Origin of the sequence: Actinomyces slackii (assembly GCF_900637295.1) — a bacterium.
Classification (GTDB): domain Bacteria; phylum Actinomycetota; class Actinomycetes; order Actinomycetales; family Actinomycetaceae; genus Actinomyces; species Actinomyces slackii.
The window spans coordinates 1,425,838-1,439,362 of record NZ_LR134363.1 but is presented as its reverse complement, the minus strand read 5'-3'; the positions used below and the strand labels follow the sequence as shown (position 1 = coordinate 1,439,362).

The following is a 13,525-nucleotide window of genomic DNA, read 5'->3' as shown; positions in this document are numbered from 1 at the left end:
AAGGGTGTGCTCCAGCAGCAGGACGCAGTTCACACTGCCCGCTGTCTTCCGGCGTCGACCGTCGCCGGGACTCGCTGAAAGAACCGCAGCCCTTGAAGGAGACCCAATATGTCTTTGCAGGCAGACCTTGACACTCTGGCCACGCTGTACGACACCCTCTCCAAGAATGTTCAGTCATGCCACGACATCCAGACCTCCACGGACAGCTCCCTGTCCGGCGCCGTCTGGGAGAGCCCCAACGCCACGGCCTTCCGCGCCGCCTGGGATGAGTTCAAGCCCAAGCTGGTCGCCTTCGAGCAGGCTCTAGCCGATGGCGCCACCGACGTGGCCAACAACCACAACAACAACGCCGCCGCGAACGGCGTGACTGACGCGCGTCAGCTCACGCCCGTCTCAGCGGTCGCCTGAGCGGCGCGCCTCGAGCATCACCCTCGAGCATCATCGCAGTGCCGGCTGCGCGGTGTTCCCACCGTGCGGCCGGCGCTGCTGCATGCGGTTCTCAGTGCAGCGATATTGAGAACCACGCAGCCTCCCGTTTCACCATAAGAAAAAACGAGAAGTATTGATGGTTCAATGACCTTGAGAATCGCCAGATGACATTCGGGATTCTCTCAGAATATTTGGCTAATGCGTAATGCCGTCCACCGCTGCGCAGGCTCACAGCAGAGCATCGCTGCCCTGGGCCGCGAGCCTGTCCACAACGGTCTTGACGCCCTGAGCGCGCGCCGGGACCGTCACCAGCAGGGCGTCGGGCGTATCGACGACGACGACGTCGGGCACTCCCACCAGCGCCACCGTCCGACCGGTGGTGGTGGCCACGAGGGCCCCGGGGGAGTCCACCGCCTCAATCGCGCCCCCGGCCCCGCCGGCCGGCCCCAGACCGACCGGGGATCCCTGGGCCTGAAGGATCCTCACCCCGGCCGCGGCCCCCTCCTGCTGCGCGGCGATGAGCCCGGCCAGGGCATCGAATCCGCCGACATCATCCCACCCCATGGCGACTGGGATCGTGGCCACCCCTCCCGCGGCGGCCACGGGCTCGGCGATGGCATGATCGATGGCGATGCTCTCCAGCCCCGGCCACACCCGCGCCATGACCTCCTCGCGCTGCGGGGTGTCCCAGGCCTCGGCAATGGCCGCCAGGCCCTGAGCCAGCTGGGGGCGCAGGCGGGCCAGGTGGTCGAGCAGGACCCCTGCGCGAGCCACGAACATGCCGGCGTTCCAGCGGTAGTCCCCGCTGTCCAGGTAGGTCTGAGCGGTCTGAAGGTCGGGCTTCTCGGTGAAGCCCAGCACCCGGCGCCCCGCAGGGGCCCCGGCCGCCCCGATATGGTCCCCGCAGTGAATGTAGCCGAAGGCCGTTGACGGGCCCGTGGCCTCGATGCCGATGGTGACCACCCACCCCTCCTCGGCCAGAGCGGCGGCCTGGCGCACGGCATCGACGAAGGCGTCCTCCTCGGCGATGGTCTGGTCGGCGGCGAAGGACCCGACGACGGACTGGGCCCCGTGGCGCCGGGCGATGACCGCGGCAGCCAGGCCGATCGCGGCCATGGAGTCGCGGGGCAGCGGCTCGGCCAGCAGGTTCTCGCGCGGGATCCCCGGCAGCTGATCGGCCACGGCGGCCACATGCGCCACCCCGGTGACCACGGTCGTGCTCGCCGCCACCGGGGCCAGGCGCTCGACCGTGCCCTGGAGGAGGGAGCGGCCCGTGCCGGTGAGGTCCAGGAGGAACTTGGGGCGCTGACGGCGGCTCAGCGGCCACAGCCGAGTGCCCGCGCCCCCCGCCGGGATGATCGCGTGAATCGGCTGCCCCCTCCGGGGCTCCGACAGGTGCTCGCTGTGCTCACTGTGCTCGCTGTGCTCGTTCTGCTCGCTATATCCACTGTGCTCGCTCATCGGTGCAGACTAACGGCACCGCCCCTCCCTTTCACGGAATCGGCGGGAGCGATCCGTGCGCCTCAGGGCGAGTCGGCCTGGCCGGAGGGTGGGCGGCGCAGGAGGCGGGCCAGCCAGCGGGGAGGATCGGGCAGGCGGAGCCAGCCGGGCCGACTCGGGGCCGGCGGGGAGGGCTCCTCAGGGGCCGCCTTCAGGGGCACGGGGGCCACGTAGTCGGGATGCTCAGTGGGGTCGGCCTCCAGCGAGCCCGTGATCGACTGGCGCGGCCAGGCCAGAGTGGCGGGAACCGTGAGGGTCACGTAGTTGGGCCGCTCCCGGCCGTGGACCTCGGCAGGATGCACCACCGGGCGCGGCATGGGCGGGTTGGCCGTCCAGGCGGCCACGAGCAGCAGGACCCGGCTGGCCAGGTGCAGCCAGACCACCAGCACCACCAGCGTGGCGGCCGAGGCCAGCAGGGGATTGTCCACCGCCGAGCCCACCGCTCCGGCCCCCGCCTGGCGCAGCGCGCCGAAGGCCACCGCCCCCAGCGCGCATCCGGCCGCCAGGTCGCGAAATGGTGGGCGGATGCCGCAGACCGTGATGATGAGCCCCAGAACCGCCGCGTCGATGAGGAAGGACACGATCAGCCCGGCCACCCATGCGCCCCTGCCCGTCAGCTCCACCGGCACCCCCAGCGCGGCACCGACCTCCCCCGCCACCACCGTGGTCACCAGGGTCGCCATCGCCGTGATGAGCACGCCCAGCAGGATCACCACGAATCCCACGAGGTTGACCGCCTGCCCCACCACGGCGCTGGGCGGCAGGTTGACCATGCCGAACATGGCTCGCAGCGCCGTCTTGATCGCGCCCATGAGGCTCATCGCCGAGTAGACCAGGACCGCCCCGGCGATCACCGAGCCCAGGGTCAGCGGCGAGTCCAGGATGAGCTGGTCGATGGTGACCATCCCACCGTCCCCGGTGTCCAGGACGCCGGGAAGTGCGGCATCGATCTGGGTGATCACCGCCTGTCGCAGCGCCGGGCGGTCTCCGAGCGCTGCCATGATGACGGTCACCCCGATGGCCAGCGCCGCGAAGATCGAGGACAGCCCGGTGTAGGCGATGCCGCCGGCCATGAGGGCTCCGCGCCCCGTGCTGTAGCGGCTGAGGGTCCGTCCGATCCGCGAGCGCCCCCACAGCCCCTTGGCGCGCCGCAGCAGGGCCGCCATGGCGTGTCAGCCCGCCACCGGAAGGGGCGCGGCGGTGAAGGAGGAGGTGGAGATGATCTCCCAGGTCCCCTCGGCGCTGAAGCGGTAGAGGTGAAGGCTGGATGCGGTGAAGGCGATATCCAGCTCGGCGCCGGCGCCGGCGGCATTGTCGAGCCCGGCGTCGTCGACCTCATGGGCCAGGGTGACATGCGGGTGGAAGGGGAAGCTCAGGGGCCTGGCCAGAGGGCCGTCCTGGTCGCGCACGGAGCCCTGGAGGCAGTCGCACTCGGCGACTCCCTGGCTCAGGGAGAGGAAGACCACCGGGCTGATGGGCCTGAAGGTGCCCACATCCTGGAGGTGGACGGTGAAGGGCGCCGTGCGCGCGGCCACCCGGGCCAGGTGCTCGGTGATGTCCCCCAGGCGGTCGACGTCGACAGCGGTGGGGGGAAGCAGCGTGATGTGGGGCGGCACCACCTGGGCCAGGGGGTCTCCGGCCGCGGCCCGCACGGCGCGGACCTTGGCGGCATCGCGATCGGGCAGGGCGATGGCCACGCCGATGATGCACTGGTGAGCGTCAGGCGCAGGCAGGTGCATACTCCTGATCTCCTTTCCTGTGCAGGGAGCGCGATGACGGGGAACGGGACCATGGTGACACTACCGCGATTCAGGACCAAGTTCCCAGCCGGGCCCCTCCTGAGGCCGCATGCCGACCTTGACGCACCAAGACGGGCTTGGACGGGCATGGCCGCGGGGCGGGTCTGGCAGGATGGGGCCATGCACCATGCTGCTGCCTCCGGTGGCGCCCGGCCGGCGCCGATGCTCGCCCGTCAGCGCCAGGAGCACATTCTGGAGCGCGTCGCGGCCACAGGCGGAGTCCGCGTGGCCGACGTCGTCGAGGAGCTGGGCATCTCAGAGATGACGGTGCGCCGGGACATCACCGAGCTGGTGAGCCAGGGGCTGGTTGAGCGCGTCCACGGAGGGGCGGTCCCCTCCAGCCCCACCAGTGCTGAGCCCCGCTTCCAGACCAAGTCCACCCTCCACCCCGACGCCAAGCGGCGCATCGGCGCCGCGGGGGCGGCGCTGGTGCGCCCCGGGGACTCCCTGGCCATCTCGGGGGGCACCACGGCGCTGGCCCTGGCCCGGGCGCTGACCGAGGTGGAGCACTTCGGGACCCTGACGGTGATCACCAACTCCCTGCCGGCCGCGCAGCTGCTCTTCGACGCGGCTGATGCCTCGCGCGCCGAGGGCCGCGACGCCCCCTCGATCGTGCTGACGGGGGGCGAGCGAACGCCGTCGAGCGCCCTGGTGGGCCTGGTGGCGGTCGATGCCCTGCGCACCATTCGCGTTGAGTGGGTCTTCCTGGGAGCCCACGGCTTCACCCCGGAGGCCGGCCTCATGACGCCCAATCTCATGGAGGCCTCCACCAATCAGGCGCTGGCGGCCACGGGGCGCAGCGTGGTGGCCGTGCTCGACTCCTCAAAATGGGGGGTCCTGGGCCTGCGCTCCTTCTGCCACACCCGGGACATCGGGGTCCTCATCACCGAGTCCCAGCCCGATCCGGCCACCGTCCAGGCCCTCGACGAGGCCGGGGCGCGCCTGGTCATCGCCACCTGAGACCGGGCCCGGCACCGCGCCCCCATCACATCCCCACCGCGTCCTCACCGCATCGTCACCGTCCTCCACCCATCCGATCACATCGTGAATCAGGAGATCATCATGAGCACATCGTCGTCCTCCCCCGTCTTCTCCCCCGCCATGGAGCCGGATGAGGGGGCTCGGGCAGCCACCGAGCTGTTCCGCGAGGTCTTCGAGGCTGAGCCCGACGGCGTGTGGAGCGCCCCGGGGCGCGTCAACGTCATCGGGGAGCACACGGACTACAACGGCGGCCTGGCCCTGCCCATCGCCCTGCCGCACCGGGCCTACCTGGCGCTGCGCCGCCGCGATGACCGCACCGTCCGCCTGGTCTCGACCCAGACGCGGGAGCAGGTCGATGTCCTGGACCTCGATGAGATCGGCCCCAAGGGCAGCCCGGGCGAGGTGCGCCACTGGGCCTCCTACATCGCGGGGGTGGCCTGGGCGCTGGAGCAGGAGGGCGTCTCGGATCTGCCCGGATTCGACGCGGCCCTGGTCTCCTGCGTGCCCCTGGGCGGGGGCCTGTCCTCCTCGGCCGCGCTGGAGTGCTCGGCCGCCGTCGCCATCGATGAGGTGGCCGGGCTGGGCCTGGCCGGCAGCGCCGAGCAGCCCGACGACGCCGGACGGGCCCGGCTGGTCGCGGTGTGCGTGCGCACCGAGAACGAGATGGCCGGCGCCCCCACAGGCGGCATGGACCAGTCCGCCTCGCTTCGCTGCCGGGAGGGCCATGCCCTGGAGCTGGACTGCAGGGACGGCTCGGTGACCCATGTGCCCTTCGATCTGGCCGCTGAGGGGCTGGCTCTGCTGGTCATCGACACCAAGGCCAAGCACTCCCTGGTCGATGGCCAGTACGGGGCGCGTCGCGCCGCCTGCGAGCGCTCGGCCCGCATCCTGGGGATCGAGCTGCTGGCGGATCTGTCCGCACAGGATCTGCCCGCGGCGCTGGAGCGCCTGGAGGCCAGTGAGCAGGGCAGCCAGGAGGACGCCGACATCCTCGTGCGCCGCACCCGGCACGTGGTCACCGAGATCGCCCGCACCAAGGAGCTGGTGGCGCTTCTGCAGGACGGCCGCCCTCTGGCCGGGGAGAAGCTGGCCGCCGTGGGCGCCCTCATGGATGCCTCGCATGAGTCGCTGCGCGTGGACTACGAGTGCACCTGCCCCGAGCTGGACACGGCGGTGGAGGCGGCCCGGGCCGCGGGGGCGCACGGGGCCCGCATGACCGGGGGCGGGTTCGGGGGCTCGGCCATCGCCCTGGTGGACGCCGGCGCCGTCCAGGAGATCGCCCGGGCCGTTGCCGCCGCCTATGAGAGCCAGGGCTTCAACCCGCCGGCCTTCCTCGACGCCGTGCCCAGCGCCCCGGCCGGCCGCGTCCACTGAGGGCAGGCCCTGGCCGGCGATGAGCGCTGGGCCGGGACCTCGCTCAGATCTGAGTTCTCCCTCACGTCCTCCACCTCCGCCCTGTGGCCCCGCACCGTGGTCCACAGGGCGGGGTGCGTGGGGCGCATGTTCATCCTCAAGCATGATTCCCGCAGGCCAGGGGCGGCTTTAGGCTGCGATCAGACGCACATGAATTCTGCCCAGACATCGAGTGAAGGAACGCTGTGAAACGCTACATCATGCCTTCGATCAAGGTGCTCATCGCCCTGATCGTCGCCGTGGCCCTGACCAAGATCGCCTTCTTCCCCTCATCCGGCGCCCAGGACCAGAGCGCACCGGAGCCCCAGTTCGCGATCAACGCCCCCACCATCACCGTGGCCAAGGCGGACATCTCCAACTCGCTGACCGTCGAGGGGCAGATCGTCGAGGACGCTCCGAAGGAGGCCAAGGCGACCATGGCGGGGACCGTGGCCCGCCTCGTCTACGAGGACGGGGCGCAGGTGGCCGCCGGCGAGCCGATCCTCACGCTGAAGAAGACCGAGGCGCAGGAGCCGGTGACCTCCACCGATGAGGAGGGCAATACCACCACCGAGCAGCGCGAGCCCAAGGTCACCTGGGAGGATGTCTACGCCCCCGTCGGCGGAACGATCACCTACAAGGTGATCAAGGATCAGGAGGCGACGGTCGGCACCGTGGTGGCCACGGTGGCCGCCGGCAGCTACTCGGCCAAGGGAAAGGTGACCGCGGCCCAGCAGTACCGGCTGACCAACCCCCCGACGGAGGCCTCGGTGTCGGTCGACTCCGGGCCCGCGCCCTTCTCCTGCACCAACCTGAAGATCGGCACCAAGGACGACCAGACCTCCAAGACCGACCCCACCACGGGGGACACGACCACCACCACCGGCGACGGCACGAGTGTGGAGGTGCGCTGCTCAGTGCCCGGCGATCAGCAGGTCTTCCCCGGCCTGAAGGCCAAGATCACCATTGACGCCGGATCAGCCTCTGATGCGATCGTGGTTCCGGTGACCGCCATTGAGGGGAACTACTCCACCGGGAGCGTCTGGGTCCTGTCCGACCCCAAGAAGCCGAGCTCGGCGGTCAAGACCGAGGTGTCCCTGGGGATCAACGACGGCAAGAACGTGCAGATCACTGAGGGCCTCAAGGAGGGCGCCACCATCCTGCAGTTCGTCCCGGGCAAGGACATCCAGCGCACCGGCACCCCCAACACCTGCGAGAGGGACCAGTCGGCGTGCTATGACGAGAACGGCAAGGAGATCTCGTGACCGCGCTGGTGGACATCCGCGGGGTGACGCGCACCTTCGCCATGCCCGACGGCGAGACCCTGGAGATCCTCAAGGGCATCGACCTGAGAGTCGAGCCCGGTGAGCATGTGGCCATCGTGGGGCGCTCGGGAACGGGGAAGTCCACGCTGCTCAATATCCTGGGCCTGCTGGACAAGCCGACCTCGGGCTACTACGTCCTGGATGACCAGGACACCTCCCGCATGGGTGAGACCCGCCGCGCCAAGCTGCGGGGGCGGACCTTCGGATTCGTCTTCCAGTCCTTCAACCTCATCCCGGGCCTCAACACCACGGAGAATGTGGCTGCCCCCCTGCTCTACTCGCATGGCACCGCCTTCTGGACCCGCACCAAGCGGGCGGAGGAGTTGCTGACCGCGGTGGGCCTGGAGGCCAAGATCGGCGCTCGCGTGGATCGGATGTCCGGCGGTGAGCAGCAGCGCGTGGCCATCGCCCGGGCCCTGGCTCGCCGTCCCCGGGTCATCCTGGCCGACGAGCCCACCGGGGCCCTGGATGTGGACACCGGCAACGCCGTCATGGAGCTCCTGGAGCGCCAGTGCTCCGAGTCAGGCTCCGCCCTCATCATGATCACCCACGACCTGGCGGTGGCCGCGAGGGCCTCGACCCAGTACCGCCTCGATCACGGGGTTCTCACCCGCATCGAGGTCTCCTCGCACAAGATGGGATCCCTGGAGGAGTTCCAGGAGGTCATCCCCGGCATGGCGCCACCGGCGGCCGCGCCCGCACAGACCGCGCCCACGGCGATCGCGCCCACGGCGGCACCCGCACAACCCTGGACGGAGAGACGAGATGGCTGAGATCTTCGGAGCTCTCACAGAGGCATGGGGGCAGGTGCGCATCGGCAAGCTGCGCGTGCTGCTCTCCCTGGTCGGCGTGGCCGTGGCCGTGGCCGCCATGACCTTCGTCATCGCCCTGGGGCAGGTCGCGGTCCAGACCATTCAGGATCTCAACGATCAGATCAGCGGTCGGCCGGGCACGATCTCCCTGACGGTGACCCCCAAGAAGGCCGATGAGAACGCCCCTCAGGACGAGTCGGCGGACCAGGGCACAGGCCAATCCGACGGTCAGTCCGACGGCCAGGCGAGCGCCGCCTCGCAGGGAGGCGCGGGCGCGCAGGGCGGGGCAGGAGCGCAGAACGCGACGAGCACGGTCAGCTCCAGCCGGCAGAGGGAGAGAATCTCCACCGCCATGGACGACTTCGTGAAGCGCTACCAGATCAAGCACTCCACGACCTTCTACGACGTCCCCCTGCGTCTGGCCTTCCCCGAGGGCCCGGCCAAGGTCACCTCCACGGCGGTCTCCAGCCAGTACCGGGTGCTGCACCGCACCCAGGTGGAGCAGGGACGCTGGTTCCGCCCGGATGACTCCGATGACCTCTCGCCCTCCCTGGTCGTCAGCCAGAGCGTGCTCCAGCGCATGGGCATCGAGAAGCTCGAGGCCCCGGTCACCGTTGAGGCCTACGCCCCGGTGCACACCACCTTCACCATCGTGGGCGTCCTGCCCCCCGACCCGTCGTCGAGCATGTGCTTCGAGCAGAACGAGCAGGGCCAGACCGTCAAGTGCGCCGAGCCTCTCAAGGCCTATGTGCTGCGCGACTCCCTGGAGCAGGTCCTGCCCAAGGACTACCCCCTGCCCAATCCCACCCTGGAGATCTGGGCCGGCAAGAGCGGCGACCCGCAGATGCGCACCCTGGTGCGCAATGACTTCGATGCCGAGTTCGGCGCGGGCTCTGCCCAAGTCCGCTCCAACCTGCAGGGAGCCGGGGCCGGCAACCAGGGCGACACCTTCATCAGGGTGGTCACCGCTGCTGGCATCTTCGTCATGCTCCTGGGGGCCCTGTCCCTGGTCAACATCTCTCTGGTCACGGTGCGCCAGCGCATCCATGAGATCGGCGTGCGACGATCCTTCGGCGCCACGAGCCAGCGGATCTTCTTCTCCATCATGCTCGAGTCCGTGGTCGCCACGGTCATCGCCGGCCTGGTGGGCATCGCCCTGGCCATCGTGGCGATGAGGTACGTCCCACTGGTGGCCATCCTGGGGGCCGAGCCCCTTGTGCGCCCGCCCTTCCCGATGACGGCCGCCCTCATCGGCCTGATCTCGGCGGCCGGCGTGGGATCCCTGGCCGGCATCGTCCCGGCCATCGTGGCGGTGCGCATCCGCCCCATCGACGCGATCCGCTACTGAGCCTCCTCCACGCCGAGACGGCGGCGCGCCGGGCATCCTGCCCGGCGCGCAGCCGTCTCGGCGTGGAGGTGGATCCGCCGGTCAGTCGTACTCGACGACCAGGGGGGCGTGATCCGACCAGCGCGAGGCGTAGTCGGCCGCCCGGTCCACGGTCGCGCTCATGGGGCGCAGCCCCGGGGTGGCCACCTGGTAGTCGATGCGCCATCCCGCGTCATTGTCGAAGGCCTTGCCGCGCTGGGACCACCACGTGTAGGGACCCTGGGCCTCAGGGCCGGCCAGCTCGCGGGCGACGTCCACCCAGCCCGAGGCGAACCAGGACTCCAGGTGGGCGATCTCCTCATCCATGACCCCGGCGATCTTGTTGTGGTTGGGCTTCCAGTTCTTGATGTCCTTCTCCGAGCGCACCACGTTGAGATCGCCGGCCATGATGACCTGCTGGCCGCCGTCGCGAGAGGCGGTCAGGAGATCGGCCATGCGGGCGTCGACCAGGTCCAGGTGGGCGTACTTCTGGTCCATCTTCTCGGTGCCCAGCTGCCCGGAGTGCAGGTAGGCGGAGATGACGGTCAGCGAGGACCCGTCCGCCAGGGACAGGTCGACCTCCAGCCAGCGCCCGGAGTCGACGTCGGGCTCGGGGGTCCCAGGGGCGGCGATGCCCTGGCGCACGGCGCCGATGGAGGCCGGGCCGCCCTCGCGCACGGCCACGCTCACCCCGGCGCGGCCCTTGATGCGGCAGGGCCAGGTCACGGCGGTGTACCCGGGGAGAAGGCCCGCGGCGATGGCCTCATCGGCGCGGACCTCCTGGAGGAGGAGGACATCGGGGGCGCTGGAGGCGATCCACTCCCCCATCCCCTTGCGGGCGGCGGCACGGATGCCGTTGACATTGACAGTGGCGATACGCATGCCCCCAGCCTACGGGCGCGGGGCGGGCAGGGCCTGTTGCCAGGGCCGGCGACCTGGGACCATGGGGTCATGAGCCAGAGCGATCCTGCCCGCATCCGCACGATCCACGCCATTGTCTCGGGCCGCGTCCAGGGCGTGGGATTCCGCTACGAGTGCGCCAACCACGCCCAGGGCCTGGGCCTGGTCGGCGAGGTCCGCAACCTGCCCGACGGCGATGTCGAGGTCATGGCCCAGGGCCCGGCCGACGACGTCTCCCGCCTCGTGGCCTGGCTCTACCACGGCCCCGACTGGGCCCGGGTTCGAGGAGTGCGGGTGAGCGAGATGCGCGCCGGGAGCCTGTCGGGGCGCCGCTTCGAGATCACCTACTGAGGGCCGGACGTGAGCGGCGAGGGGCTGAGGCAGGACGCGCCGGCAGCGGTGGACGGCACCGGTGACACCGAGGGCATCGGGGACACCGGGGGCACGGCCCAGCGGTCCTGGAGCCGCATGTGGTGGGGGATCGCCCTGATGATCGTGGCGGCCTGCCTGCCCCCGGCGGCCCAGCTCGGGGCGTTGTCGCGGATCTCGACCCTCCTGTGGCTGGCCTCCATGCCCCTGTGCCTGGCCGGGGCGGTGCTGGCCGGCCAGGGCATCATCGCCCTGCGCGCCCAGCGCCGCGCCGCCGAGGAGCGCGAGGCCGGCCTGCTGTGATCCACTGAGCCGGTGCTCGGCCGGCTGCGGGCGGGCGCTCTCGCCGCCGGCGGGCCAGGGCCCGGGGCGGCTCAGAGTGAGCGCCCCGAGCACTGCGCCCGGGCACAGCGCGAGCGGGCTCAGGCGCGGATGCCGGTGGCCCTCTCCGCGGCCTCGACGACATTGGCCAGGAGCAGGGCCCTGGTCATGGGCCCCACCCCGCCGGGGTTCGGGGAGAGCCAGGAGGCCACCTCATCGACGCCGTCGGCCACATCCCCCGCGATCCGGGCCTTGCCGGTGTCGGGATCCACCACGCGCGAGACTCCCACATCCAGCACGACGGCGCCGGGTGCCACCATCTCCGCGGTGATGATGCCGGGGCTGCCGGCCGCGGAGATGACGATATCCGCGCGCCGGACATGCCCGGCGAGGTCGGCGGTGCCGGTGTGGCAGACGTCCACGGTGGCGTTGACCTCCTTGCGCCCCAGGAGCAGGCCGATGGAGCGGCCCACCGTCACCCCTCGGCCCACCACGCAGACATTCGCGCCTGCCAGGTCGATGCCGTGACGGGTCATGAGCTCGATGCAGCCCCGCGGGGTGCAGGGCAGCGGGGAGTCGATCGGGCCCGAGCCGCGCAGGACCAGCCGCCCCAGGTTGGTGGGGTGCAGGCCGTCGGCGTCCTTGTCCGGGTCGATCCGCTCTAGGACGGCGCTGGCGTCCACGCCGGCGGGCAGCGGCAGCTGGACGATGTAGCCGGTGCAGGCCGGATCGGCGTTGAGGCGGTCGATGGCGGCGACGACCTCGGCCTGGGTGGCGCTGGCGGGCAGGTCCTCGCGGATGGAGGTGATGCCCACCTCGGTGCAGTCGGTGTGCTTGCCGGCCACGTAGCGCACCGATCCAGGGTCCTCGCCCACCAGGATTGTTCCCAGGCCGGGTCTCACGCCCCGCTCGCCCAGGGCCCTGACCCGCTGGGCCAGCTCGGCCTTGATGGCGGCCGCCGTGGCGGTGCCGTCCAGGACCTGTGCGCTGCCCGCCCAGGGCGCCCTCACTGGGCCAGCCCCTCGTAGAGGGGGAAGGCGCCGGTCAGGGCCTCGACGCGCCCGCGCAGACCGGCCAGGAGCTCCTCGTCGGCGCTGCCCGCGGCGCCGTGGATGAGGGCGGTGGCGATGATGTCGGCGACCTCGGTGAACTCCGCGGCGCCGAATCCGCGGGTGGCCAGGGCCGGGGTGCCGATGCGCAGGCCCGAGGTCACGCGCGGGGGGCGCGGGTCGAAGGGCACCGCGTTGCGGTTGACGGTGATCCCCGCGGCGTGCAGGAGGTCCTCGGCCTGCTGGCCGTCCAGGGCCGAGTCGACCAGGTCGACCAGCACCAGGTGGACATCGGTGCCCCCGGTGACGAGCTTGACGCCGGCGGCGCGCACGTCCTCGGCCAGGAGCCGCTCGGCGATGAGGCGGGCGCCCTGGAGGGTGCGGGCCTGGCGCTCGGCGAACTCCTGGGTGCCCGCCAGCTTCATGGCCACGGCCTTGGCGGCGATGACATGCATGAGGGGGCCGCCCTGCTGCCCGGGGAAGACCGCGGAGTTGAGCTTCTTGCCCCACTGCTCGGCCCGGTTGGACAGGAGCATGCCCGAGCGGGGCCCGCCCAGGGTCTTGTGGACGGTGGTGGACACGACATCGGCGTGGGGCACGGGACTGGGGTGCAGGCCCGCGGCCACGAGCCCGGCGAAGTGGGCCATGTCCACCCACAGGGCGGCGCCGACCTCATCGGCGATGGCGCGGAAGGCCTCGAAGTCCATGTGGCGCGGGTAGGCCGACCATCCGGCGATGATGACCGTGGGCCGCTCGCGCAGGGCGGCCTCGCGCACCTGCTCCATCTCGATGCGGTGGGTGGTCTCATCGACCCCGTAGGCGGTGGCGCGGTAGTTCTTGCCGGAGAAGTTGATCTTCATGCCGTGCGTCAGGTGCCCGCCGTGGGCCAGGGACAGGCCCAGGATGGTGTCCCCGGGGGTGGCCAGGGCGTGCAGGACCGCGGCGTTGGCCTGGGCGCCGGAGTGCGGCTGGACATTGGCGTACTCGGCGCCGAAGACGGCCTTGGCGCGCTCGATGGCCAGGGACTCGGCGACGTCGACCACCTCGCAGCCTCCGTAGTAGCGGCGGCCGGGGTAGCCCTCGGCGTACTTGTTGGTCAGCACCGAGCCCTGGCACTCCAGGACGGCCCGGGGCACGAAGTTCTCCGAGGCGATCATCTCCAGGGTCCCGCGCTGGCGGGCCAGCTCTCCGGTGAGGACCTCGGCGATCTCGGGGTCGAGCTCGACCAGGGGCTGGTTCATGGCATCAGCGGTCATATATGTCCTCCGTGGGTGGGGCGCGC

The 13,525-nt window shown here is 71.0% G+C and carries 14 protein-coding genes; 8 read left to right on the top strand and 6 right to left on the bottom strand.

All coding sequences use genetic code 11. The features are described from left to right. Positions 1-108 precede the first annotated feature (108 nt). The gene (locus EL266_RS05990; RefSeq protein WP_026426813.1) at positions 109-408 is read left to right on the top strand and encodes a WXG100 family type VII secretion target; all 300 of its coding nucleotides are present in this window, start codon (positions 109-111) and stop codon (positions 406-408) included. Between the two features lie 249 nt (positions 409-657). Here the strand turns inward: EL266_RS05990 and EL266_RS05985 are convergent, their stop codons facing one another. From EL266_RS05985 to EL266_RS05975, 3 genes are all read right to left on the bottom strand, one after another. Continuing rightward, a complete protein-coding gene (locus EL266_RS05985; protein WP_084500662.1) occupies positions 658-1,890 on the bottom strand; it encodes a mannose-1-phosphate guanylyltransferase in 1,233 nt (410 codons plus the stop codon). A gap of 62 nt (positions 1,891-1,952) precedes the next feature. Then, positions 1,953-3,095 (bottom strand): YihY/virulence factor BrkB family protein, encoded by a 1,143-nt coding sequence (locus EL266_RS05980; RefSeq protein WP_197719275.1) that lies wholly within the window; start codon positions 3,093-3,095, stop codon positions 1,953-1,955. Positions 3,096-3,101: 6 nt separating this feature from the next. Further along, entirely contained in the window at positions 3,102-3,668 is a 567-nt protein-coding gene (locus tag EL266_RS05975; RefSeq protein ID WP_084500664.1) for a 2'-5' RNA ligase family protein, read from the bottom strand. Between the two features lie 222 nt (positions 3,669-3,890). Between EL266_RS05975 and EL266_RS05970 the strand changes: the two genes are divergently transcribed. The 5 genes from EL266_RS05970 (at position 3,891) to EL266_RS05950 (ending at position 9,586) form a co-directional block, all read left to right on the top strand. Beyond that, positions 3,891-4,688, top strand: a complete 798-nt coding sequence (locus EL266_RS05970) for a DeoR/GlpR family DNA-binding transcription regulator (protein ID WP_026426815.1) — start codon at positions 3,891-3,893, stop codon at positions 4,686-4,688. Between the two features lie 102 nt (positions 4,689-4,790). Continuing rightward, positions 4,791-6,083 (top strand): galactokinase, encoded by a 1,293-nt coding sequence (gene galK / locus EL266_RS05965; RefSeq protein WP_026426816.1) that lies wholly within the window; start codon positions 4,791-4,793, stop codon positions 6,081-6,083. 224 nt (positions 6,084-6,307) lie between these two features. Beyond that, positions 6,308-7,366, top strand: coding sequence for an efflux RND transporter periplasmic adaptor subunit (locus EL266_RS05960; protein WP_026426817.1), 1,059 nt, complete (start codon positions 6,308-6,310; stop codon positions 7,364-7,366). Further along, positions 7,363-8,199 carry an ABC transporter ATP-binding protein gene (locus EL266_RS05955; protein WP_051281092.1) on the top strand — a complete coding sequence of 279 codons (837 nt, stop codon included), beginning with the start codon at positions 7,363-7,365 and terminating at the stop codon, positions 8,197-8,199. The genes EL266_RS05960 and EL266_RS05955 overlap by 4 nt, the downstream gene beginning before the upstream one ends. Further along, positions 8,192-9,586: an ABC transporter permease gene (locus EL266_RS05950; RefSeq protein ID WP_026426818.1), complete on the top strand. Its 1,395-nt coding sequence runs from the start codon at positions 8,192-8,194 to the stop codon at positions 9,584-9,586. The genes EL266_RS05955 and EL266_RS05950 overlap by 8 nt, the downstream gene beginning before the upstream one ends. Positions 9,587-9,667: 81 nt before the next feature. Here the strand turns inward: EL266_RS05950 and EL266_RS05945 are convergent, their stop codons facing one another. Beyond that, positions 9,668-10,486 (bottom strand): exodeoxyribonuclease III, encoded by an 819-nt coding sequence (locus EL266_RS05945; RefSeq protein ID WP_026426819.1) that lies wholly within the window; start codon positions 10,484-10,486, stop codon positions 9,668-9,670. A 69-nt stretch (positions 10,487-10,555) separates the two neighbouring features. On the opposite strand from EL266_RS05945, the gene EL266_RS05940 reads away from it, so the two are divergent. Beyond that, positions 10,556-10,855 (top strand): acylphosphatase, encoded by a 300-nt coding sequence (locus tag EL266_RS05940; protein ID WP_026426820.1) that lies wholly within the window; start codon positions 10,556-10,558, stop codon positions 10,853-10,855. Positions 10,856-10,864: 9 nt separating this feature from the next. Further along, complete coding sequence (locus tag EL266_RS05935) at positions 10,865-11,176, top strand: hypothetical protein (RefSeq protein ID WP_051281093.1); 312 nt, start codon at positions 10,865-10,867, stop codon at positions 11,174-11,176. Between the two features lie 119 nt (positions 11,177-11,295). On the opposite strand, the gene EL266_RS05930 is transcribed toward EL266_RS05935, so the two are convergent. Continuing rightward, complete coding sequence (locus EL266_RS05930; RefSeq protein ID WP_026426822.1) at positions 11,296-12,204, bottom strand: bifunctional methylenetetrahydrofolate dehydrogenase/methenyltetrahydrofolate cyclohydrolase; 909 nt, start codon at positions 12,202-12,204, stop codon at positions 11,296-11,298. Continuing rightward, a complete protein-coding gene (gene glyA, locus EL266_RS05925; protein ID WP_026426823.1) occupies positions 12,201-13,499 on the bottom strand; it encodes a serine hydroxymethyltransferase in 1,299 nt (432 codons plus the stop codon). Before glyA ends, EL266_RS05930 begins: the two co-directional genes overlap by 4 nt. Positions 13,500-13,525: the final 26 nt, after the last annotated feature.